The sequence below is a fragment of the Alcanivorax sp. MD8A genome (assembly GCF_002888555.1).
GTDB lineage: Bacteria > Pseudomonadota > Gammaproteobacteria > Pseudomonadales > Alcanivoracaceae > Alcanivorax.
The window spans coordinates 18,243-41,477 of the sequence record NZ_AQOQ01000020.1 but is presented as its reverse complement, the minus strand read 5'-3'; the positions used below and the strand labels follow the sequence as shown (position 1 = coordinate 41,477).

General features: G+C 58.2%; 19 protein-coding genes. 12 read left to right on the top strand and 7 right to left on the bottom strand.

Annotated elements, in window-relative coordinates; genetic code table 11:
* Nucleotides 1–119: 119 nt before the first annotated feature.
* The 7 genes from A15D_RS11485 to A15D_RS11455 all read left to right on the top strand — a co-directional run bounded on the left by A15D_RS11485 (nt 120) and on the right by A15D_RS11455 (nt 7,170).
* Nucleotides 120–869 (top strand): electron transfer flavoprotein subunit beta/FixA family protein, encoded by a 750-nt coding sequence (locus A15D_RS11485; RefSeq protein WP_022984216.1) that lies wholly within the window; start codon nt 120–122, stop codon nt 867–869.
* Nucleotides 869–1,798: an electron transfer flavoprotein subunit alpha/FixB family protein gene (locus A15D_RS11480; RefSeq protein WP_022984217.1), complete on the top strand. Its 930-nt coding sequence runs from the start codon at nt 869–871 to the stop codon at nt 1,796–1,798. Before A15D_RS11485 ends, A15D_RS11480 begins: the two co-directional genes overlap by 1 nt.
* A gap of 462 nt (nt 1,799–2,260) precedes the next feature.
* Nucleotides 2,261–3,037: an SDR family oxidoreductase gene (locus tag A15D_RS11475; RefSeq protein ID WP_102792046.1), complete on the top strand. Its 777-nt coding sequence runs from the start codon at nt 2,261–2,263 to the stop codon at nt 3,035–3,037.
* A gap of 229 nt (nt 3,038–3,266) precedes the next feature.
* Nucleotides 3,267–4,712 carry a circularly permuted type 2 ATP-grasp protein gene (locus tag A15D_RS11470; protein ID WP_022984219.1) on the top strand — a complete coding sequence of 482 codons (1,446 nt, stop codon included), beginning with the start codon at nt 3,267–3,269 and terminating at the stop codon, nt 4,710–4,712.
* Complete coding sequence (locus A15D_RS11465; RefSeq protein WP_102792045.1) at nt 4,706–5,635, top strand: alpha-E domain-containing protein; 930 nt, start codon at nt 4,706–4,708, stop codon at nt 5,633–5,635. Before A15D_RS11470 ends, A15D_RS11465 begins: the two co-directional genes overlap by 7 nt.
* Nucleotides 5,632–6,429, top strand: a complete 798-nt coding sequence (locus A15D_RS11460) for a transglutaminase family protein (RefSeq protein ID WP_022984221.1) — start codon at nt 5,632–5,634, stop codon at nt 6,427–6,429. Before A15D_RS11465 ends, A15D_RS11460 begins: the two co-directional genes overlap by 4 nt.
* Nucleotides 6,430–6,450: 21 nt before the next feature.
* A complete protein-coding gene (locus A15D_RS11455; RefSeq protein WP_022984222.1) occupies nt 6,451–7,170 on the top strand; it encodes a proteasome-type protease in 720 nt (239 codons plus the stop codon).
* Between the two features lie 55 nt (nt 7,171–7,225).
* Here the strand turns inward: A15D_RS11455 and A15D_RS11450 are convergent, their stop codons facing one another.
* The gene (locus tag A15D_RS11450; RefSeq protein ID WP_102792044.1) at nt 7,226–9,265 is read right to left on the bottom strand and encodes an LTA synthase family protein; all 2,040 of its coding nucleotides are present in this window, start codon (nt 9,263–9,265) and stop codon (nt 7,226–7,228) included.
* A 513-nt stretch (nt 9,266–9,778) separates the two neighbouring features.
* On the opposite strand from A15D_RS11450, the gene A15D_RS11445 reads away from it, so the two are divergent.
* Both A15D_RS11445 and A15D_RS11440 read left to right on the top strand, forming a co-directional pair.
* Nucleotides 9,779–10,564: an acyl-CoA thioesterase II gene (locus A15D_RS11445; protein WP_102792043.1), complete on the top strand. Its 786-nt coding sequence runs from the start codon at nt 9,779–9,781 to the stop codon at nt 10,562–10,564.
* On the top strand, nt 10,561–11,196 hold the full coding sequence (locus A15D_RS11440; protein ID WP_102792042.1) for a 1-acyl-sn-glycerol-3-phosphate acyltransferase: 636 nt from the start codon (nt 10,561–10,563) through the stop codon (nt 11,194–11,196). Before A15D_RS11445 ends, A15D_RS11440 begins: the two co-directional genes overlap by 4 nt.
* Here the strand turns inward: A15D_RS11440 and A15D_RS11435 are convergent.
* A complete protein-coding gene (locus tag A15D_RS11435) occupies nt 11,188–12,411 on the bottom strand; it encodes a GAF domain-containing protein (RefSeq protein WP_102792041.1) in 1,224 nt (407 codons plus the stop codon). The two genes, A15D_RS11440 and A15D_RS11435, sit on opposite strands and share 9 nt — an antisense overlap.
* A 133-nt stretch (nt 12,412–12,544) precedes the next feature.
* On the opposite strand from A15D_RS11435, the gene A15D_RS11430 reads away from it, so the two are divergent.
* Nucleotides 12,545–12,811, top strand: a complete 267-nt coding sequence (locus tag A15D_RS11430; protein ID WP_102792040.1) for an acyl-CoA-binding protein — start codon at nt 12,545–12,547, stop codon at nt 12,809–12,811.
* Here A15D_RS11430 and A15D_RS11425 read toward each other — a convergent pair.
* The gene (locus A15D_RS11425; RefSeq protein ID WP_233192212.1) at nt 12,788–13,984 is read right to left on the bottom strand and encodes a tetratricopeptide repeat protein; all 1,197 of its coding nucleotides are present in this window, start codon (nt 13,982–13,984) and stop codon (nt 12,788–12,790) included. The genes A15D_RS11430 and A15D_RS11425 overlap by 24 nt on opposite strands.
* Before the next feature lie 265 nt (nt 13,985–14,249).
* Nucleotides 14,250–15,197: a DMT family transporter gene (locus A15D_RS11420; RefSeq protein ID WP_199175884.1), complete on the bottom strand. Its 948-nt coding sequence runs from the start codon at nt 15,195–15,197 to the stop codon at nt 14,250–14,252.
* 77 nt (nt 15,198–15,274) lie between these two features.
* Here A15D_RS11420 and A15D_RS11415 point away from each other — a divergent pair, with 77 nt between their 5' ends.
* Nucleotides 15,275–16,084, top strand: a complete 810-nt coding sequence (locus A15D_RS11415) for a zinc-dependent peptidase (protein WP_233192211.1) — start codon at nt 15,275–15,277, stop codon at nt 16,082–16,084.
* On the top strand, nt 16,081–16,389 hold the full coding sequence (locus A15D_RS11410; protein ID WP_102792038.1) for an antibiotic biosynthesis monooxygenase: 309 nt from the start codon (nt 16,081–16,083) through the stop codon (nt 16,387–16,389). Before A15D_RS11415 ends, A15D_RS11410 begins: the two co-directional genes overlap by 4 nt.
* Nucleotides 16,390–16,456: 67 nt before the next feature.
* Here A15D_RS11410 and A15D_RS11405 read toward each other — a convergent pair whose 3' ends face one another.
* The 3 genes from A15D_RS11405 to A15D_RS11395 form a co-directional block, all read right to left on the bottom strand.
* The gene (locus A15D_RS11405) at nt 16,457–19,279 is read right to left on the bottom strand and encodes a thrombospondin type 3 repeat-containing protein (protein ID WP_102792037.1); all 2,823 of its coding nucleotides are present in this window, start codon (nt 19,277–19,279) and stop codon (nt 16,457–16,459) included.
* Nucleotides 19,280–19,281: 2 nt separating this feature from the next.
* Entirely contained in the window at nt 19,282–20,382 is a 1,101-nt protein-coding gene (locus tag A15D_RS11400) for an OmpA family protein (RefSeq protein ID WP_233192210.1), read from the bottom strand.
* A gap of 322 nt (nt 20,383–20,704) precedes the next feature.
* Entirely contained in the window at nt 20,705–23,071 is a 2,367-nt protein-coding gene (locus A15D_RS11395) for a hybrid sensor histidine kinase/response regulator (protein ID WP_158245804.1), read from the bottom strand.
* Nucleotides 23,072–23,235 lie beyond the last annotated feature (164 nt).

Here is a 23,235-nt window from a genome sequence, read left to right as displayed (position 1 = left end):
CCTATTGACCTGCTGTGGCCGAGCGTTCAAGATAGCGGCTCTTTCGCGGGGGTGGACCCGGCAACGGCGTCATGTCGCCTCCTTCTACAAGTCACCCAATGGAACATTCCGAGGATCCTATGAAGGTTCTTGTACCCATCAAGCGAGTCATTGACTACAACGTCAAGGTTCGCGTGAAGGCGGACAACTCTGGTGTTGATCTCGCAAACGTCAAAATGGCCATGAACCCCTTCTGTGAAATCGCTGTAGAAGAAGCGGTGCGTCTGAAAGAGAAGGGTGTGGTTTCTGAAATCGTTGCCGTTTCCATCGGTCCCAAGACCGCTCAGGAACAGCTGCGTACTGCCATGGCACTGGGCGCTGATCGCTCCATCCTGGTAGAAACTGACGAAGACGTTCAGCCGCTGGGCATTGCCAAGGCGCTGAAAGCTATCGTTGATGAAGAAAAGCCTGAGCTGGTGATTCTGGGCAAGCAGGCCATCGACGGCGACAACAACCAGACCGGCCAGATGCTGGCTGCGCTGACCGGTATGCCGCAGGGTACCTTCGCTTCTGAAGTGAATGTTGCTGATGGCAAAGTGAAAGTGACCCGTGAAATCGACGGTGGTTTGCAGACGGTAGAGCTGAGCCTGCCGGCCGTGGTCACTACTGACCTGCGTCTGAACGAGCCGCGTTACGCGTCTCTGCCGAACATCATGAAAGCCAAGAAAAAGCCGCTGGACACCAAGACCGCTGCTGATCTGGGCGTTGACCTGACTCCGCGTGTTACCACCGTTAGCGTTGAAGCACCGGCTGAGCGTCAGGCTGGCATCATCGTTGGCTCCGTAGACGAGCTGGTCGAGAAACTGAAGAACGAAGCGAAGGTGATCTGATGAGTGTACTAGTTTACGCCGAACACGATAACGCCGCGCTCAACAAGGTCACCCTGAGCGTCGTTGCTGCTGCCAAGGCTATCGGTGGCGACATCACCGTACTGGTTGCCGGTAAAGGCTGTGGCGCTGTTGCTGAAGAAGCTGCCAAGATTGAAGGCGTTTCCAAGGTCCTGTGCGCTGACAACGACGCTTACGAGCACCAGCTGGCCGAAAACGTTGGTGATCTGGTGGCTGAAGTCGCTGCGGATTACACCCACGTACTGGCTGCTGCCACCACCACCGGCAAGAACTTTGCTCCGCGCACTGCTGCTCTGCTGGACGTGGCTCAGGTGTCCGAGATCTCTGACGTCATCGACGCGGATACTTTCAAGCGTCCGATCTACGCGGGTAACGCTATTGCGACCGTGAAGAGCTCTGATGCCAAGAAAGTGATCACCGTGCGTGGTACCTCTTTCGACGCCGTTGCGGCTGAAGGTGGCTCTGCGGCTGTTGAAGCCCTGGACGTTGCCAAGAACGCTGGCACCTCTTCCTTCGTAGGCGAAGAGCTGGCCAAGTCTGACCGTCCTGAGCTGACTTCTGCCGAGATCGTGATCTCTGGTGGTCGTGGCATGGGTAACGGTGAGAACTTCGAAATCCTGTACAAGCTGGCTGACAAGCTGGGCGCTGGCGTGGGTGCATCCCGTGCTGCCGTTGATGCAGGCTTCGTACCGAACGACATGCAGGTGGGTCAGACCGGTAAGATCGTTGCCCCGAACCTGTACGTTGCTGTGGGCATCTCCGGTGCCATCCAGCATTTGGCCGGTATGAAAGACTCCAAGGTCATCGTTGCCATTAACAAGGACGAAGAAGCCCCGATTTTCCAGGTGGCGGATTACGGCCTGGTGGCAGACCTGTTCGAAGCAGTACCGGAGCTGGACGGCAAGCTGTAACGCTCGCTATCCGCACCAACAAAAACCCGGCCTTGTGCCGGGTTTTTTGTTTTCAGCTATCAGCTATCAGCTGTGAGCTGTGAGCTGTGAGCTGTGAGCTGTGAGCTGTGAGCTGTGAGCTGTGAGCTGTGAGCTGGGAGCTACAAGCTACAACCTACAAGCTACAAGCTACGCTTGGCAGGAAGGAAAAACCCAAAATAGTTCCCGGGTTTTTCGAAGAACGGAAACGCCTTCCAGAGCGTTGAGTTCGGCGCCAATAAATAACCTGAGCACACCGTAGGGGCCATGCTCGCATGGCGATCCGAGTCTAAACGAGGTAAGGATTCCAGAGCTTAGAAGGACACGGCTCGCATGGCGATGCTCGCCAATACTCGGCTCGCTCCAGGCACGTTATGAGCTTCGCTCGGGGCGTATTTCGTGCGTTACTCGTGCCTGCGGCGGCGTTGTCAAAACGGAGGATGAATGTTTTCAGGAAAAACCGCGCTGATCACCGGCGCTTCCAGTGGCATCGGTGAAGAAATCGCACGCCAGCTGGCGGCGATGGGCTGCAACCTGATTCTGGTGGCCCGCCGGGAAGCGCGCTTGCGCGAGCTGGCACAAGCCCTGTCGGGTGTGCAGGTAGCGGTGCTGGTGATGGACCTCAACGAACCGGACAGCGGCCAACAGCTATTTGATCAGGTGATTGCCCTTGGCCTGCAAGTCGATGTGCTGGTCAATAATGCCGGGTTGGGTTTTCAGAAACCCTTGCTGGGAGTGCCGCTGGATCAGCAGCTGGGGATGGTGGATGTGAACGACCGGGCCTTGCTGGCACTGACACGCCTGTTTGCCGAGCCCATGGCGGAACGAGGGGAGGGCTGGATTCTCAATGTCAGCTCGGTATCGGCCTGGTTTCCCATCCCGGGGATGGCCACGTATGCGGCCAGCAAGGCATTTGTGTTGACTCTGGGGCGTGCGCTGCACGAAGAGCTCAAACCGTCCGGTGTGGTCGTCACCACATTATGTCCAGGGGGGACGCGCACCGAGTTTTCCTCCAAGGCACGTGAACACATGGACCCGTCACTGGAAAAGGCCATGATGCCGGTCGAGCCGGTGGCCCGCGCCGGCTTGCAAGCCTTGGCCCGCGGCCGCTCGGTTGTGGTGCCCGGCACGGCGTATCGCGTGATGACCTGGCTCACGCGCATGCTCCCGGATAGCTGGGTGGTGAAGCTGGCCGGGCGAGTGATGGAGCGGCACCACTGACCCGGACAGGCTTTCCAGCGCTTCTGTTGACACCCGCCTGGTCGCTTCGAATCGTGCGCCTTTGCAGGGCGAGGGGCCCGGGCGGGCCGTTCGGGATTGCGCCTAAATGGGGCAAGCCGGCGATAGCCGCAGTTTGAAATGGGCCGTGGGTGCAATCAATTTGGCATGGGACTTGCTCTATTCTGATTCAGAGGATGCGTAATGCGAGCCTCGGGATAAGGAAAGCGCCATGCAGTCATTAGGTTTGCCGGCGGTGACCGGCTTTGATGAGATGATCGGCTCGGGCAGTGAGGTGCGTCCACACTATACCGGCTACCACGACTGGCTGTTGCAACAGGACCGACAGGTACTACAGCGAAAGCGCAAAGAGGCAGAACTGCAGTTTCACCGGGTGGGGATTACCTTCAATGTCTACGGTGAAGACAGTGGCACCGAACGCCTGATTCCCTTCGATACCTTGCCACGCATTATTCCGGGCGCGGAGTGGCTGCAGCTGGAAAAGGGCGTTATTCAGCGCGTGCAGGCGCTTAACCTGTTTCTGCACGATATCTATCACGACCAGAACATTATCAAGGCCGGGCGGATTCCTGCCGAACAGATCTTTGGCAATGCCCAGTACCAGCCATGCATGCAGGATGTGGATCTTCCCAATCAGGTGTACTCCCAGATCAGCGGGGTAGACCTGATTCGTGATGATGCGGGTACCTGGTATGTCCTTGAGGATAATCTGCGCACCCCGTCCGGGGTGAGCTACATGATTGAAAACCGGCGCATGATGATGCGCCTGTTCCCGGAGCTGTTCGCGCAGCAGACCGTGGCGCCGGTAGAGCACTATCCGACCTTGTTGCTGGAGACCCTGCAGCAGAGCGCTGTCCACAGCCATCCCACGGTAGTGCTACTCACTCCCGGCCGCTTTAACAGTGCCTATTTCGAGCATGCCTTTCTGGCCCAGCAAATGGGGATCGAGTTGGTGGAAGGGGCCGACCTGTTTGTGAAGGACGGTTATGTGTATATGCGCACCACCGCCGGGCCACAGCGGGTAGATGTGATTTACCGGCGTATTGATGATGCGTTTCTGGATCCACTGGCTTTTCGTGCGGACTCCATGCTCGGGGTGCCCGGGCTATTGTCGGTCTATCGTGAAGGGAATGTGGTGTTGGCCAATGCCGTGGGCACCGGCGTGGGGGACGACAAATCCATTTACCCCTATGTGCCGGACATGGTGCGTTTCTATCTGGATGAGGAGCCCATTCTTGCCAATGTGCCGACCTGGCAATGCCGCCGCGAAGCGGAGCTCAAGGAGGTCCTTGCGCGTTTGCCGGAACTGGTGGTCAAGGAAGTCCATGGTGCCGGGGGCTACGGCATGCTGGTGGGCCCGGCGGCGAGCCAGGCAGAAATCGAACAGTTCCGACAGCGGCTGTTAGCCGACCCGGATAATTACATCGCCCAACCAACGCTGTCGTTGTCGACCTGTCCGATTTTTGTCGAGCAGGGCATTGCCCCCCGACATATCGACTTGCGTCCTTTTGTGCTCAGCGGCCATGACACCCGGGTGGTTCCCGGTGGGCTAACAAGGGTGGCCATGAGAGAAGGGTCGCTGGTGGTGAACTCGTCCCAGGGGGGCGGCACCAAGGATACCTGGGTGCTGGAAGACGGGGAGGCGTCATCATGCTGAGCCGTACCGCATCGGACCTGTACTGGCTGTCACGTTATTTTGAACGGGCGGAGAACACTGCCCGGATGCTGGATGTGGTCTGGAACCTGTCGCTGATTCGTTATGCCGTCGATACCCAGAAGGAGATCGCCGCGCCGTTGGCAATCACCGGGACCCTGGATCACTACGGTGCCCGTTACGGCAGGGTGAGCATCGGCAACATACTGCACTTCTTTACGCTGGATGCGGATAGCCCGGCCAGTATCTACTCGTGTTTCCGGCTGGCCCGTGCAGGCGCCCATGCGGTACGCGGCAAGATTACTGCCGAGATGTGGGAAAGCGTCAACAGCACCTGGCTGGAGCTGCAAGAGATACGCCACATGGGGTTGCAGGCCTACGGTGAAACCGCGTTTTTCGAGTGGGTCAAAAACCGTTCGCATCTGTTTCGGGGTGCCACCTACGGCACTCTGATGCGAAGCGATACCTTTCGATTCTTGCGTTTGGGGACCTTCATCGAGCGGGCGGATAACACCGCAAGGATTCTCGATGTGAAGCATCGTGAAGGGCAGGAGGATTCCAATGCCACAGTGGATTATTACCGCTGGCATGCGCTACTGCGTTCCGTGGGGGCCTATGAGGCCTTTCGTGAAATGTACAGCGAAACCATCAATGCCGAACGGGTTGCCGAGCTGTTGATCCTGAGCCCGGAGGTGCCGAGATCCTTGCTGTCCTGCTTGCAGGAGCTGTGTGACCTGTTGCCCGGGATTGAAGGGGACGCCGGATTGCAGTCCAAGCGGTTGGCCGCGGTACAGCTTGCCCGCCTGCAATATGGCGATCTGGATCATATTGTCGATATTGGTTTGCACGATTACCTGACTGACTTTCTGCGCCGCATCAATGAACTGGCGGACACCATTCAGAGCGAATATCTGGAGCTGGTATGAAACTGTCTATCAATCACCGTACCGAATACCGTTATTCTGAGCTGGTGCAGCATAGCACCCAGTATTTGCGGCTGACTCCCAGGCCCTCGTCGCGTCAGCGCATTCTGAATTGGCAGATGGCCTTGCCGGAATCTGCCGAGCGAGCGTCGGACGGGTACAACAACATTCTCCATGTGCTGACGCTGGATCGCCCCCATCAGGAAATCGCCTTGACGGTGAAAGGCGAAGTGGAGATCACCGATGAAGACGGCGAAGACGCCGATCACCGACTCTCTCCCCTGGTATTCACCCGTTACACCACGCTGACGGAGCCGGATGAGGCGCTGCGGGCACTGGCCTCTGATTTGCCGGGAGACAACATGGGACGCAAGCTGGAGAACCTGAGTGAGACGATCCTGACGGCCATGCCCTTTACCCCGGGGGCAACCGATGTCGCTAGCAGTGCCAGTGCGGCGTACCGGGTCGGCAAGGGTGTCTGTCAGGATCACACTCATGTGTTTCTGGCGTGTTGCCGGGCGCTGGGGATGCCCGCCCGTTATGTCAGTGGCTACCTGTATAGCCAGGACTCGTCCCATGTGGCCAGCCATGCCTGGGCAGAGGTCTGGCAGGACGATAGCTGGCACACCTTTGATGTGACCAACCAGACTCGCCGCCCGCGTCATCATCTCAAGCTGGCGGTGGGCATGGATTATATGGACGCTTGTCCTGTCCGTGGCGTACGCTTTGGCGGCGGGGCCGAGTCCTTGCAGGCAGTGGCGCAAGTGAGCGAACTTGGGCCCGGGGACAATCAGTAAGGCACTTCAGGGAAAACAGAGATGACCTATTGTGTGGCGATGGCGTTGCAGGACGGGCTGGTTTTCGCAGCGGACTCGCGCACCAATGCGGGGGTGGACCAGATTGCCACTTACCGCAAGTTGCATAAATTCCGAGTCGATGATGAGCGACTGATCGTGATTCTGTCAGCGGGAAATCTGGCCACGACGCAAAGTGTCGTCAGCTTGTTACAGATGCGTTTGAACAGTGACAGGAAGCACCTGTTTGGAGTGTCCTCAATGTACGATGTCGCCACCCTTGTGGGTAGCACCAGTCGTGAGGTTCTCAAACGTGATGCCGGACTGAATCAGGGCACGGTGGATTTTGGCAGCAGCTTCATTGTTGGTGGCCAGATTCGCGGGGAGCAACCGCGTCTGTTTCTTGTGTACCCGGAAGGAAACTTTATCGAGTGCACTCCCGACACCCCGTATTTTCAGATTGGCGAAAACAAATACGGCAAGCCGATTCTTGATCGGGTAGTGCAGTACGACCTGCCACTGAAACAGGGAGCCAAATGCGCCCTGATCAGTCTGGATTCCACCATCCGTTCCAACCTGTCAGTCGGCCTGCCGCTGGATGTATTGATCTACGAGCGCGACAGTTTTGGCGGTGGTCGCCACCATGATGTGACCAGTGACAATGACAGTTTCCGCAGTCTGGGCGACGCCTGGTCTCAGGGCCTGAGAGAGGCTTTTGCCAAGCTGCCGGACATGGAGTGGTAGCGGCCAGGCAACGCGAGCCCTGAATGTAAACAGGGCTCGTTCTGGCATCATGGCGCTACTTGTCGTCTACATTGTCGTAGAACATATAGCGTGCGGTTTCATACTGGCCCCGTGCCAGCTCAAACAATTGCTGGAAGATCTGCGGCTGCTGCTCAGCGTAATCCTTGTAGGGATCTTCCTCATCCAGCTTGTGCAGGGTGGCATTGCTGCCGTCGTGATTCATTCGCACAAACCAGTCTTTGGTAATGGCACCGTACACCGGTTGCGGGCCTTCCTGGAGTACCAGGAAGCTGGCGCGCTCGCCCTCAGATGCCGGGATCTGGAAATCACGGCCCAGGGTAGTGTTGTGGTATTCCAGCCCGGCGAGGCCGGCCACGGTTGGCATCACATCCACCAGACCGACGACCTCCTCAATGACCCGCGGCTTCAGTAATTTGGGGGCGTAGATCATGTGCGGGACGTGGTTGCTTTCCAGGCCCAGTTTTTCCATGGCGGGCGCCATATGGGGCAGCGTTGTGATGCGGTTGTTGTGATCACCGAAGAACACGAAAATCGTGTTGTCGAAGTAGTCACTGCCCTGGGCCATTTTCATGTATTCGCCGACGTTGTAATCCAGCAGGCGTACCGCGTTGTATTGAGCATTACTGCGGAAACCATTGGCCGCCAATTCATCTTCGGCGACATCCCGGCGTTCGAAATCACCATTGTTGGCAGGGATGGTGAAGGGGCGGTGGTTCCCCGCGGTCTGGATAAACGCGAAGAACGGCTGGTCTGATGGCAGTGCGTCCAGAATTTCATTGGATTCGCGGAACAGTTCCAGGTCTGAAATTCCCCAGACATCCACATTGGGCGCTTTCCAGTCGCCTTCTTCATAAAGCTCGAGGCCGTCGATGCTCTGCTGAATCAGGCCATCGATGTTGGCCCAGCTGGCGTTACCGCCAACAAAATAGAACTTGCGATAGCCCTGGAAGCCATTGAGCACCATGCGTTGGTGACTGATCAAGGGATTGCGGCTGGCGCTTTCGGTAGGTGCCACATCCGGGATGCCAGTGAACGTTGCCCAGATGGTCTTGGCCGTACCGGTAACCGGCACGTAGAAGTTGGGGAAGAACCAGCCCTGTTCGGCAATCCTGTCCAGGTTGGGGGTGGGATCGAATGGCGTGCCGTAGGCGCCAACCCGGCTGGCCCCCAACGATTCCAGCATGACGAACACCACATTGGGTGGGCGCGAAGTATCCAGTTTGTGAGGTTGAACCTGTATCAACCGGTCGAAATTGAGGTCGTTGCGCTGATCCGGCTCAATGCCAAGATAGTCTGCGATCAGGGGGTAATAACTCGCCACTGCGTCTTTGTCGTAGGGGGAGGCGGGAATCAGGGTGGTATCGTAGAAATACAGCACCGGGTTCAGGCCGAGGGCCCCCAGTGCCTTGTCGCCAGTGACGAAAGCCTCGCTCCAGCGTAGCGGGATCGGGTTGGCATAATTGATGTTGGTGACGCGGCCGAGAATGGCGAAGAAAAACAGCATAAAGCAGACTGCAAAGCCCATCCCGATCTGTCCTTTGCCGATACGGGTGGCGGGGCGTTGCAGCAGCTTGCGCTCGAGAACCAGAGCCAGCCAGAAGCCCAGACCGGTAAGGGTAAGCCAGGCCAGAGTGATCCACACTACGGGGTAGCTCTCCCAGACCATCTGGGTGGAGATGGCGGTATCCTGCAGGAATCGGAGTGCGGTGACATTCAGGCGGACTCCCAGATAGGCGTAGTGGCCCATATCGAGGAAATGGGTCAGCACCAGTAGTAGCAGGGCAAGCAGCAGGTAGACATGCGCGACAAACCGCACGGCGCTGCTGCGCAACAGGTTAAAACGGGGGAACCATGCCAGTGCTGCCAGTGGCAGCATCATCAGTAGTGCAAGACGAAGATCAAAGCGCAGACCAATGCTCCAGGCATCCCAAACGGCAGATGCGCTATAGTCCGGATTGCCGGACACTTCGGAAAAACCAAAATGGAAAATGGCACGCAGTACGACCATCAGCCCGAAAAACAGGGCGGTGATGGCCAACAGGTACTGCAGGCGACGGGACTTCATCCAGGTCATGGGTTACTCCAGGTTGCAGGCCGAAAATGAGGCCAACGGTGAACGCAAACGCAGGCGACTATGCTACCGGTATGATGACCATCGCGCATGGCTTATTGCTTGAGTTCGGCGTTAGGGGGCCTCTGAATAATTCCTTGCGTACTCAGCGTGGCCTGGAGCGTGCAGCTGTTGTGTCTTGTCTCAATGGTCAGGGTGGTTCCCTTTCCGAGAGACAAGGCGCAGCAGATGGGCGCTCCAGGCCGCGCCCTCCGGGTCTTTCAGGCTGATCCACACTCGTTGTTGCGCTTTCTCGACACGCAAGCAACATGCCTTCAAAAGTGCGCCTAGATTGTGAATCAGCCTGAAAGACTGAGCATGCAAGGAATTATTCAGAGGCTCCCTAATTTGATCAACTTGCGTTGAATGTCGCGTATCACCCGGGGTTTGTCCTGATCTCGCCTTTTCCTGACTGTGCGCCGGTGGTATCAAGTAGCGCTTTGGGCTTGGCGATAGCCTGTATGTAGGAGTAGGGCAATGACGTTTGATGAAATTCTGGCCACGGTGGATGGCAACGGCAATGGCACACTACCCGAAGGCTGGGGGCAGGGACGGGCGCTGTTTGGCGGTCTGGTTGGTGCTGTTCTGTTCGACCATCTGGTCAAGAGTGTTGCCGGTGATCGGCCCCTGCGCAGTTTCTCGCTGTCATTTGTCGCGCCAGCCGCACCCGGCCCGGTGGCGTTGCGCAGTGAAGTGCTCCGGGAAGGCAAGTCGGTCATGCAGGCCATGGTGACGGCGACTCAGGGCGATCAGGTGGTCTCCACCATGCTGGTGAGTCTGGGGGCAGCACGGGACTCTTCTGTTGTGATTGCGGGCCCGGTAGCACCGGCCCTGCCTGGGCCGGATCAGAGCATGCAGCTGCCGTTTATCAAGGGGCTGACACCGGATTTTATTGACCATTTTGATATCCGTTATGCCCAGGGGATGCCGCCATTCAGTGGCAGCCAGGTGCCAGACTTTGCCGGTTATATGGGGTTCAAGGTGCCCCCGTCTGCCATGACTACAGCAGCGCTGATCGCGCTGGTCGATACCTGGCCACCCTCGGTGTTGCCGATGCTCAAGGGGCCTGCGCCGGCCAGTTCACTGACCTGGACGATGGAGCTGCTTGACGATCCGGCAACCCGCCCAGCGGATACCCTGTGGCAATATCAGGTGAAGACGGACCAGTGCAGTGACGGTTATGGACAAAGCCGCGCGACAATCTGGGATGGGGATGGGAATCCGGTGGCGCTGAGCCGCCAGACATTTACGGTATTTGCATGAAACAGGAATTGCCTGCGGTGACGCAGGGAGTGCTGGGAGGACAGATTCCCAGGCGGGGGCACTGGCTGCTGGTGGCACTGGGCAAGTTAATCCTGCGGCTGATGGGCTGGCGCATTGTGGGCAAGCTACCCAATGTGGATCGGGCTGTGCTCGCAGTGGCACCGCATACCTCCAATATCGATGGCCTGATCGGGCTTAGTGCGATCCAGTCATTGCGTGTCTATGTCCGCTTTATGGGCAAGCACACCCTGTTTGAAGGCCGGTTTGGCAAACTCATGTATTGGCTGGGCGGTATTCCGGTCAACCGGGACAGTGCCAAGGACCTGGTGGAGCAAACTGCGGCGGCGATGCGTCAGGCGCCGTGCTGGTTGGGCATCGCACCAGAGGGTACGCGCAAGGGCGCTGAACGATGGAAAACCGGTTTCTACCGGATTGCAGAGGCCTTGGATGTGCCGATCGTGGTGCTGGGGTTCTGTTATCGGCGTAAACAGGTGCGCATTGTTGGTATGGTGCACCCCAGCGGTGACGTGGAGAAGGATCTGGCTACCATGGTGGCCATGCTGTCCGATATCGTGCCCCGCCACCCCGAGCGTCTGTCCGAGCCATTCAAAGGGCGGTCCCCTTTAGCCTGACTTGCTCTGTTGTTCCTGCATGCGCTGCAGAAATGCCTCCCGCCGTTGGGCGGATTGCAGGGCGAAGGCCAGTGGACGGTGGAGCTCGTTCAGTAATGCCAGATCCGTTTCTTCGAAGCTCTGGCTGCCAGCCACTTCGACGATGCCGAGGGGTTGCTCCCCCTGATGCAGTGGCCATAACAGCACGGCGCCCGGTTGGCGCTTTCCTTCGCCGACTTCCAGATCCAGATAGCCTTCCGGTACCGCGTGTTGCTGCAGCGGAATTTTTTGCTGAAGCGCCGCGCCGAGCAGCGATTCGTCTGTTTTGAGTTGTTGTCGGCTCGCTGCCTGGGCGTTGAGGCCCCAGCGGGCATGCTGAATCAGGTTGCCATCCTCCAGCACATAGGCGGCGCCCGCTTTGGCACCGATTTGATCCACCAGGTAACCCAGCACTTTCTGGAGTAACTCGGCAGGAGTCAGGTTGCCGGCAATCTTCTCCATGAAATGATTGAGTTGCTGTTGTCGGAAGGTATCTCTCTCTACCTGCTCGCGCCACAGGCGGAGCTGGTTGGATTCGTTGTCCAGCAGCAGGTGATTGGCAAAGTTGCGGCGGGCACCCACATCCAGGATATAGCCATTCACGGTGCAGATAATCAGCGGGATAACAAAATAAAGCATCATGGCCAGTAGCGGCAGGGCAACTTGCAGCAGCAGAGCGCCGATCAGGGAGACTGCCAGCGCCACCAGGCAGGTGGTCAGGGTTTGCCGTGGTGGCAGCCGCAGGATGGAAAAGCCGATAATCAGCAGGTAGATGGTCTCAAAGGCGGCAATCTGTCCGGCGAAATGGCCATCCAGATAGATGGCGCCCAGCAGGGTCCCGCTAATCGACAGGCCAAGGGCCAGATACATGACGGCAACGGCCTGGAGTTTGAGCCAGCTGATGCGGGTAGACGCCCATAGAGCCAGCAAGGCCAGGGCGATGGGGTAAACGCCAAAGTTACGCCACAGCGCCATCTCTTCAGAGCGCATCAGTATCATGACCGGGACCACCACCAACAGGTAAATGCCGGTAAGCAGGTAAACGGACTGGTGAATCAGCAGGCGAGCGCGGCGATAGGCATAGGCCAGATAGTGTTTTTCCCTGGCCGGGTCGAAGCGGACCATCGTGGTATTGAGCGCCTGGCGGAGGGTGTTGACCTGTTGCTCAGTCAGCGCATCGGAGGTGTCTGTCGCCATGAGGTTCCTGTTGTTGTTCTGTGCAGCCTGTGACCAGAGAGTGTAGCAATGATCGCCTGCAGTATTTCCTGTGACAGGATAAGCGGTTATTGTCTACCGATGGTACATCGTCAACGAACGAACAGGAAAAAACATGACTGATACTGCCCGTTTCGAACAAGCCCAGAAAGATGTCCAGACGCTGGACCGTAAACCTGCCAATGACGACCTGCTGTTTCTTTATGCTCATTACAAGCAGGGTAGCACCGGTGATGTCAGCGGCAAGCGCCCGGGAATGCTGGACATGGTCGGGCGCGCCAAATATGACGCCTGGGCAAAGCTGAAAGGTATGTCTTCAGACGATGCCAAACAGAAATATATCGCTAAGGTGGATAGCCTACTTGAATCCCACAAGGGTTGAGGCGGTTTTCTGACCTTGTAGCAGCTGGGCCTTGCCCAGCTGTGCTTCACCGGCAAGATTCCGGTAGTAACGCTTCATTTCTGGCAGTTCCTCTGCCAATGCGACGCGCACTTGCTGACGCGCCGTGTTCATGTCTTTGTCCAGCTCCGCCTTGCGGGATTCCATAGCGTCTTTGCGAGCGGCCAGATGCGCCGGCAGGGCGGTGCTCCCCAATTGGTTCAGACGTGCGTCCAGGCGTTGCAGACGCTCCTGGGCATCTACCAGTTGTGCCTTTAGATCTGTGGCATTGGGTGCATTGGCAATAATGCGCTGCAGATCGTCGATTTCCTGCTCGGTTGCTGCCTTTTCCATCTTGGCGGCGGTACGGAAAGCACCATTGGAGAGATCGCGTGCAGTGGCGTGCTGGATGGCATTGTTGAGCGACTTTTCTTCTTCCCTCAGGCAGCGCAGGCGGTCATTGGCGGTCATCAGCTTGCGGGTGGCGGGAAGAACCTGGCTGTCTTCGTCACGGACCATGGCCAGCACCAGTTGGTCCATCACGGTGGTGCTGTTGCCCGCCACGGTATTGGTCATGGTGCGGTACAGACGATCGGGATTGGCTTCCAGCTCGTTGAGTGCCTTCAGGTTTTCTGCTGCCTTGTTCAGGGCCAGATTGTAGAGCGGCAGAGCCTGGGCATAGGCACCTTGATTACGCCAGTCATCGCCGGCCAGCACCAGGCCTGAGACGGCTCGGGGATTACCCGGGAAGCGTGCGGCGGTACGCAGCAACCAGGCCCGGGCCTGCTCTTCATTGCCATCACGGCGATAGCTTTCAGCAAGGAGCAGTGCTGCATCCACGGCGGCGGGGCTATTTTGCTCGATCTGGCTGAGCTGTTCGCGGGCAAAGGTGGTATCGCCATCGCGCAGTGCCATGGCGGCCAGCCGAAGGCGGGCGTAGTTGCCAAGAATCGGTTTGTTGATGCTGCTGCTTTGCTGGCTGTACTGGATCAGGGGTGAAGCCTGTGACGCATCGGCATGGCTGTCGAGCAGTGACATCACCGAACGATCAGATTGAGCCAGTGCAACACCGTGCTGTATGTCCTGTGCGCACGTGTCAGCCTGGGCCTGAATTCCCAAGGCAAGAAGCAGGGCGGTCACCAGCCCACGAGCGGGCTTGTCCATGTCAGTCATCATCAGCAGATCTTCATTATTGGCGTTATTTTTTGATCTTCCGCACACCGGCTGGCGGTCAGTGCTGGCAGGTATGGCGGACTCCTGAACCGTGTGCAATATGGTGCGCGATCCGCCTCGTTGGAGCAGGAACTGCATCACACGGCACTGCACAATGTTGGGCATTCTGTCGGTTTGATACCTTCGTCTGTGTTGCGACGGGATAGGGATCACACTCGAGTAGGGGGCGAGCAATCAGCCGTTATTATGGTGGGGCAAGGTTGATTCCTTAGCGTGGGCTGAACAGGGACTTTAGCAGACCTCGCACGAAGCGGTGGCGATTGACCAGCAACGAGATGAAGATCAGCGCGCAGCCGGCCAGTTGCGCGGGATTCATGGTTTCTCCGAACCAGGCGGCGGCGATCAGGGCGGTCCATACCGGTTCCAGCACCATGATGACGACCCCGTGGCTATGCAACGAGAGGCTTTGCGCATAGGTCTGCACCAGAAAGCGTAATGCCGTACCGACAGTGGCGCTGAGTACCACCCACAGCAACAGCATGGGCGTGGCGTGCTCCCAGGTGCTGCGCCAGGGTTCGAACACCGCAGACAGGATGCCGGTTACCAGGCCAACAACACCGAGCACGATGGTCGTTAATGCCAGCGCAGGAATTCGGGTCTGTTCCTGTGTCTTGCCGTCTCTGTCGGTGACGGCAATGGTGTTGGCCGCACGAGTATTGAGGTTGAAGTAGAGCGCGAAAATGGTGGCTGCGGCGACAAAGAACAGTTGCCCGGGCTCCGGATTGAGACCATGTTGAAGCGACAGCATGGCGAGCCCGGCCACCGCCACAGGTAATGCGACCCAGGTGCTGGCAGGAACCGGTTCGGCAAATAGCAGCCGGCCTATCACGGGCACCAGTACCACACCGAGACTGGTGAGGAAGGCGCCTTCCCCAACATGGCTGCCTATCGCCAATCCCATTACCCAGCAACTCATGGCAATACCAAAGACCAGCCCCACACGGCTGCAACGCAGCAGTTGTGTCACGTTCAATCGGCGCAGCTGTGGCCAGGCCACCAGGCCGAGAATCAGGGAGGCAAGCAGAAACCGAACCGCCATGAACAACAGCGGCGGCATGCTGAGCACCGCTTCCTTGGAGAACATCCAGCTGATGGCGGCGAGCAGGGTCACAATCAACAACAGCAGGTCGGCTTTGTGTGCGTTTTGCAGGGGCACCTACGTGATTCCACGACGAGACAAGAGGGGAGGCGATGTTAGCATAGGCGAGCTTCGGCCACGGCGTAATCTGCGCCATGGTTATGGTCGAATGGGTCATTATTGAAAGCATTGAATGGAGTTGCCGGATGGGCTGGTTGCGTGGCTGGCGAGAGTGGCGGGATGCCCGCAAGGTGCGGCGCATGGGATTGACTGCCGAGCAGTGGGAGGCGGCGATTGCCGACTGGCCGCTGCAGGCCCGTTATCAGGGGGCTGAGCGACAGGCCCTGATGACCCTTTCCCTGCGGTTCCTGGCGCGCAAGAGCGTTGCCAGTGGTGGTGGGTTCGCTGTGACCGATGCCATGTGTCTGAAGGTGGCGACCATGGCCTGTGTGCCCATTCTCAAGCTGGGCCTTGAGTGGTACGACGGTTGGTATACGGTGATTCTTTACGAAGGGGCTTTTATTCCCAATCGTCCGCATCGCACTGACGATGGCGTGGTGCATGGCCGTGGGCCGGTGTTGTCCGGCGAGGCCTGGCATCAAGGGCCGGTCATCCTGTCGTGGGAAGCCGTTTGCGAGGCGGGGGGTGCAAGCAACGTGGTAATTCATGAAATGTCCCACAAACTGGACATGCGCCGTAATGGCGCCAATGGCTCGCCGCCCCTGCATCCGGGGATGGACCAACGCCAATGGCATGACACCTTTACGCGCTGTTACGAGGCCCTTCACCGGGACTATGTGTCGCATCGGCACATGCCTGTGGATGCCTATGCGCTTACCGGGCCCGGAGAGTTCTTTGCGGTGTGCAGCGAGGCCTTCTTTGAGTCACCGGACAGCCTGTACCGGGACTGGCCCGCCTTGTATCGTTTGTTGGCACAGTTCTACCGACAGGGAGAGCGCCCATGAAGTACATCTTTGAAGTCACCATGAAGCCGGGGTTCAGCGTTGAGGAATACGCTCGTGGCTGGGTGGAAGCCAGTGAAATCATTCAACAGTCTGCCGGGGCGAAGGGCACCTTTCTGCATCGCAAGATGGGCTGTGAGGATACCGTGTTGGCGGTGGCGCACTGGCAAAGCAAGGCGCATCGCGATGCCAAGGATGACAGCCGCAGTGGCAAGGTGAAGGCGATTCTCGCCAGGCATGCCGAGGTGGTTGAGGTGAAGGTGATCGGAGAATACGAAGACCCCGAGTGGCAGGTGTTGCCAGACTGAGCCGCGATCCGGTCAGCCACCGCTGAGGTAGCTGACCGGTCTGGGGTATTGTCGGCCCGTGCGCGGGTCAGGGCGAGGGTCCGGCGCAGGCCTGGTAGACGTTCATGTCGGTGAACAGCCCCACGGCCGAAGCCATGTCCAGGCGAACCGAATCGAAGCTTTCGTCGCTGTCCACATACAGGAACTGCTGTGGGCTGCCCGGCCAACCGATCAGGTGCAGGCTGATCAGGCTGCTGGTCTTGTTGGAGGCGACGAGCTTGCCGTCATTCAGCAGGGCGACGGTAAACTGGTTCAACAGGCCGGCACTGAGCAGGGCGCCTGCGCTGGGGTTGAGGACAAAGCCGGCACGGTTCTGGCCATGGAAGGTCTGGCCGCTGTCCACATCCAGTCGGGCGCCGCCGAGCAGGCCCAGCGTCACATGCATCTGGGCGGCAGTGGCTTCATTGCCGTCAATGGCTTTGCCAGTGTTGAAAACGCCGCAGCCGATACAGATCAGACCGAAGTCTCCGCCCTGCGCAGAGGCAGCAGGGGCCATTAGCGGTGACAACCCGCTCCCGAAGCTGCCGCTGCAGGTGAACTGGGTGTCGCAGGCGTCACCGTTGCCATCTTCGTCGGTATCTGTCTGGCTGGCGTTGGGCGTAGCGGGGCAGTTGTCATTGCCGTTATCGACGCCGTCGCCATCGCTGTCGCTATCGCAGCTGTCGCCTTCACCGTCATTGTCGGCATCGGCCTGATCCGTATTGTGCACCAGTGGGCAGTTGTCGGCTCCATCATCGTGGCCGTCACCATCACTGTCGGTGCTGCTGTCGCAGGCATCGCCGATGCCATCGGTGTCGCCATCTTCCTGACCTGGATTGGACTGTAACGGGCAATTGTCGCTGTCGTCATCGACACCATCGTTGTCGTTGTCTGTGTCGCAGCTGTCACCGGTGCCGTCGCTGTCCACATCCGACTGGTTGGCGTTGGCGATCCAGGGGCAGTTGTCGGCGCTGTTTTCCACGCCGTCGTCGTCCTGATCGTTGTCACAGAGGTCGCCTAGTCCGTCGCTGTCCGTGTCGTGCTGGTCTGCGTTGGCAATCAGGGGGCAGTTGTCGCTTTCGTCAGGGGTGCCATCCGCGTCACTGTCGTCGTCACAGGCATTGCCCAAACCGTCACTGTCGGTATCCAGCTGATCCGCGTTACTGGTCAGCGGGCAGTTATCCGTATCGTTGTCGATACCGTCGTTGTCGTTGTCAGTGTCGCAAACGTCACCGCTGCCATCGTTGTCGTTGTCCGCCTGATCCGCATTGGCCACCTGGGGGCAGTTATCGGTGTCGTCACCCAGGCCATCATTATCGCTGTCGGTCAGGGTGTCGCAGGCATCGCCACTGCCATCACCGTCGGTATCCAGCTGGGTTGGATTGCTGATGGCGGGGCAGTTGTCGTCTCCGTCGGCAATGCCGTCACCGTCGCTGTCATCGTCACAGGCATCACCGAGACCATCACTGTCGGTATCGGTCTGTGAGGCATTGGGCAGGGCTGGACAGTTGTCCGCGCCATTATCGACGCCATCGCCGTCGCTATCGTCATCGCAGGTATCGCCGAGGCCGTCGCTGTCAGCATCGGCCTGGCTCGCATTGGCGATGGCCGGACAATTGTCGGTGTCGTTGTTGAAGCCGTCGCCGTCGCGGTCGTCGTCACAGGCGTCACCGTTGCCGTCGTGATCGGTGTCAGTCTGATCGGCGTTGGCGACAAGTGGACAATTGTCCAGGGTGTTATCGGTGCCGTCGCCATCACTGTCGGTATCACAGCTATCGCCTTGACCATCGCTATCGATATCGGTCTGGTCAGCATTGGCCAGCAACGGACAATTATCTGTGTTGTCGGGGATACCATCGCCATCAGCGTCGATATCACATTGGTTGCCTATCCCGTCGCCATCCAGGTCTGCCTGGTCGGCATTGCTGACCATCGGGCAGTTGTCGGCGTCATCATCTATGCCATCGCCGTCACTGTCAGTGTTGGCGTCACAGGCGTCCCCGAGGCCATCGCCGTCAGTGTCCAGCTGGGAAGGATTGGCAATGAGAGGGCAGTTATCGCCGAGATCCGGGACACTGTCCTGGTCGTCGTCGGCATCACATACATTGCCCTGACTATCCAGATCGGTGTCGGTCTGATCGGCATTCGCCACTAGCGGGCAGTTATCCTGATCATCACTGACGCCATCGTCATCGGTGTCGCTGTCACACACATCGCCCAGCCCGTCGTTGTCCAGGTCCTGTTGGTCAGGGTTGCCTGTCAGTGGGCAATTGTCACTGCTGTTATCGACGCCATCACCGTCGCTGTCATTGTCGCAGGCGTTGCCGTTACCGTCATTGTCGGTGTCCAGTTGGCTGGCATTGGCGACAGCTGGGCAGTTGTCGGTGCCGTCGTCGATGCCATCACCGTCGCTATCGGTGTTGGCGTCGCAGGCATCACCGGTGCCGTCCAGATCGCTATCAATCTGGCTTGGGTTGGCAATAGCCGGGCAGTTGTCCGTGGGGTCGGGAATGCCATCTCCATCCACATCGGTATCACAGATATCACCCAGCCCATCGCCGTCAATATCCTGTTGGGCAGGGTTGGCGATGCCGGGGCAATTATCGGTGTCGTTATCCTGACCATCACCGTCGATATCATCGTCGCAGGCGTTGCCGATTCCATCGTTATCGGTGTCTTGCTGCGCCGGGTTGGTGGCGAGAGGGCAGTTGTCGACGGGATCCTTGATGCCGTCGTTGTCCTGGTCGTTGCTGTTGGTCGTTTGCAAGCGGTTGCTGTTGCGGCTATCGGCTTCATCGGCCTTGCAGCCACTCAGGCCCAGCGCGATGACGGCCAGCAAGGGCAGCAATAAGACGCGTAGTGTCGTCACCATGGTTATTCCCCCTGTTCAATAACGCGAAATTCAACGCGACGATTCATGGCTCGGCCGGAGGCGCTACTGTTGTCGGCCACAGGCTGTGATTCCCCGTAGCCGTGGGCGCTCAACCGGGCTCCGTCGATGCCTTGCTGGATCAGGTACTGCCGCACGGCGTGGGCTCGCTGATCGGACAAGGTCTGGTTATAGGCGGCGGAACCGGTGTTGTCAGAATGGCCGGCAATTTCCACGTTGAAATTGGTTTGCGAGTGCAGGGCCTGTACCAACGTATCCAGCGGTTGGCGAGAGCCTGCGCTGATGCGGGCTGCATTGAGTTCAAAATTGATGTTGTTGAAGGTGATGGTCTGGTTGACGATCATGCAGCCATTGGCGTCGACACGGGCCCCCGCGAGGGTATCGGGGCATTGGTCGCGTTCATCGCTTATGCCATCGCTATCGCTGTCGACAAAGGGTTTTTCGACAATACGTTCCACTTCTCGGGTTTGATACACGACGCGTTCGATGGTGCGCACGCGGGTGTAACCAAGCGGCACTTCAACCCCAAGGGAAAACCGCCAGTCACCGAAATAGCCATGGGAATCGGAAGTGGCGGTGCGGTCCTGGTTGGCATCGTCATAGAGGTAGCGGGCTTCAGCGCGCAGTTTCAGGCCATTATCAAACAGCGGACCGGTGACCGCTCCCAGACCCGCGTTGAGGTGCAGGTTGAAGCCGTCGTTGTCATCGGGGATGACATCGCTATACATGGCTCCAATGGCGCCTACAAGGTAGGGCGTGAACCCCTTGCGATCACCGAAGGCATACAGCAACCCGGTGGTCAGACCGGCCTGATAAAAGTCGGTGCTGCCGTTTACGCCAGACTCCAGATTGTAGCCGGCCAGTTCGGTTTCCCACCATAGACGGGATGTCCACTGACGGCCGTACTGCACCCCCATGCCCACGCCATTGCGCGCAATGGCGCGGTCGGAATCAGGAACGAGATAATGTAGCTGGGTGCTAAGGTATTGCCGGGGCTGTGACTCTTCAAAAGTGTCAGCGGTACTTTCCTGAATCTGCACGTTCTCTTGAGCCTGCTCCTGTACCCCATCGGCGTGAACCGTCACAGGAAACGCCGCAGTCAAACAGATCAGCGGTGTACAGAAACGTGAGGTGATGTCAGCAAGCGAAAAAGAAAAACGATTTTTATAAGAGGAGCGTAATGCCGCCATATAACCTTCCCTAGTTATGTTGCGGCGGGGATTATGTGAATTAGTTCACGGTAGGTACATTGTCAAATTAGGCAATTTTTTTGTTAATTCGGGCACTTTGGTCGGGGAGATGATGCGTTGTTCTCAAGTGAAGTTTTCGATCTCATTCAATCGGTTGAATGGCCAATTAGCCATAGGGATTAATTTGTTCGATTCGTTACCCAAGTGGGGCATGCCTTTAGCTCGCATCAGGCGCAGCCCATTGCAGTAATTTCTCCTTGAGCTGGGCCAGGGTGACAGGCTTGGACACATGATCGTTCATTCCACAGCCAAAACAGCGCTCGCGATGTTCCGTGGTGGCGTGGGCGGTCAGCGCCAGAATAGGGAGCGCCGGTCGAGAGTCTTGCTGCTCCAGACTGCGAATCAGGCGAGTGGTCTCGTAGCCGTCCAGCCCCGGCATTTCACAGTCCATCAATACCAGGTCGGGCAGGGCGTCGCTGCTTTGCAGCTGTTCCAGCGCTTCCTCCCCACTGCTTGCCAGAGTGACACTGACGGCAAGTTTTTTCAGGAGCGCGCCAATGACCATCTGATTGACAGCATTGTCCTCTACTACCAGCACGTTAAGGCCTTCAGTGCCGAGCTGTCCGCTATGCTCAATGGGGGTGTCGTTTCTGATGCTGCGTCGTAGCGGAACAGTCAGGGTGAACGTGGATCCCTTACCGGGCTTGCTAGAGGCCTGCAGGTTGCCTTTCATGAGTTCGGCCAGTTGCCGAGAGATCGCCAGTCCCAGCCCCGTGCCGCCATATTTGCGCGAGGTGGAACTGTCCGCTTGCTGGAAGGACTGGAACAGGTTGCCCAGCTCCTGCTTGTTCATGCCGATACCTTCATCAATGATCTGGCAGCTGAGCAACAAGGTGTCGCGCTCCAGGCTGTCGGCGGCACGGGCGCGAAGGGTAATGGTGCCCGTCTCGGTGAATTTCACCGCATTGGAAAGCAGGTTAAGCAGGATCTGACGCAGTCGGGTGGGGTCGCCCTCCACCCATTCGGGCACCTGCTCATCCCAGTCGCTGATCAGCCGCAGGTTTTTCTGTTCGGCATTGGCATGGAAGATCATCAGGCAGTCTTCCAGCAGCCGCTGGAGATTGAAACTGCTGACCTCCAGTTGCAGTTTTCCTGAACTGATCTTGGAGAAATCGAGAATATCGTTTATCACGTTCAGCAGACTGCCGCCGGCGCTGTAGATGGTTTCCACATAATTGCGCTGGGTGGCATCCATGCGTGTGCTACGTAGCAGATCGGCCAGACCCAGCACCGCATTCATGGGGGTGCGAATTTCATGACTCATCTTGGCCAGAAAATCGCTTTTGGCTTCGTTCTCAGCCTGGGCTCGCACGATTTCCTGCTGGCGCTGCAGGCTTTCGTTTTTCAGTGTCCGCAGCCGCCCGGCCAGCCCGAAGGACAGTAATACCTGCTGCATGACCAGACCGATTTGCACCCCGGTGACATTGAGCAGTCCAGGCAGGGTAATGGCCCCGTAGGCTCCCAGCGCAAGTAGCGTTACCGTGATCAGGAACATGCTCCAGGCAAGCACAAAAATACGGGCTTCGGGGCGTCCCTGCAGCAGGCTATAGAGCCCGGATAGCAGCAGTAATGCCAGCGTGACCAGCGCCACGGCCCCCTGCAGGGTGGCCACGGTACCTGGCGGAGTCGATAGCAGGGCGATGATGATGCCAATCTGGAGCCAGGACGTTGCAAGCAGGAGCCGGTCCAGCCATTGCCACTGCCGGGTATGCAGATAATCCCGGGCAAACAACAACCCGGAAAGCAGGGTCAGGTAGCCGAAAAGGTGGTTGGTCGCCTGGGGGACAACCCAGTCATCAAGCCATAGCCGATGGAGGATGCCTTGCAGGGTGGCCACGTAGAGGGTGGCAGAGGCCACGTGCAAGACATAGAAGCGACTGGTTTTTTCCCGCCCACCGAGCCAAAGCACCAGATGGTAGATAAAAAGCCCGAGGGCGATGCCATAGAAGCCCCCCATCAACCATTCGTTGGTGCTTTGCTGTTCAATGAAGGGTTCGCGGCCAATCAGACTGACGGGAACGGTCATGGCACTTGTGAGCGTGTGCACCCGCAGGTAGAGCGTGCGGGGGGTGGCCGGTTGCAAGGTAAAGGGCAGGGTGAAGCTGCGTATCTTTACCGGCCGTAGCGCAAACGGCAGAGTATCCCCCATTCGGGAAAATGACACGCCGTGCTCATCCACAAGATAGAAATCCACCTCGTCGAGAACGGCATAGTCTACCTGCAGCCACAGGGCTAGCTCGTCGTGCCCGGTATTCACAAAGCGAACCCTAAACCAGCAGGCATCCTGACGGTAACCAAAATTGATCTGTTGGCGTTTGACCGGTTGGTAAGGCGCCTCACGGGCCTCAGCAAGGCTGGCGGTACCGTTGCCATCGCACCAGCTTTGCATGGATGGCCCAAGCTGCCGTGTGGAGACGGGGTCCTGAAGGTTAAGAATGGTGATCCCGGCAGCAGAAGCAGGCACGACTACGGCGAGTAGCAGGCCTAACGGCAACAGCAACTGCAGCAGTGCTCTGACTGGCATCGGTCTCTCCCTGTGGCCTGTCAGTGGCGGCTGACGGCATATCCCTGATTCTTCTTGTCTCTCCATGTTGGCGCAACAGAGGGATTGTGGCCAGTGCAGAAACCACCAGTGGGGTGGCGAGAGTGGCCGTTGGGGCAGAACTGGTGAAGCGGGATTTACTGGGC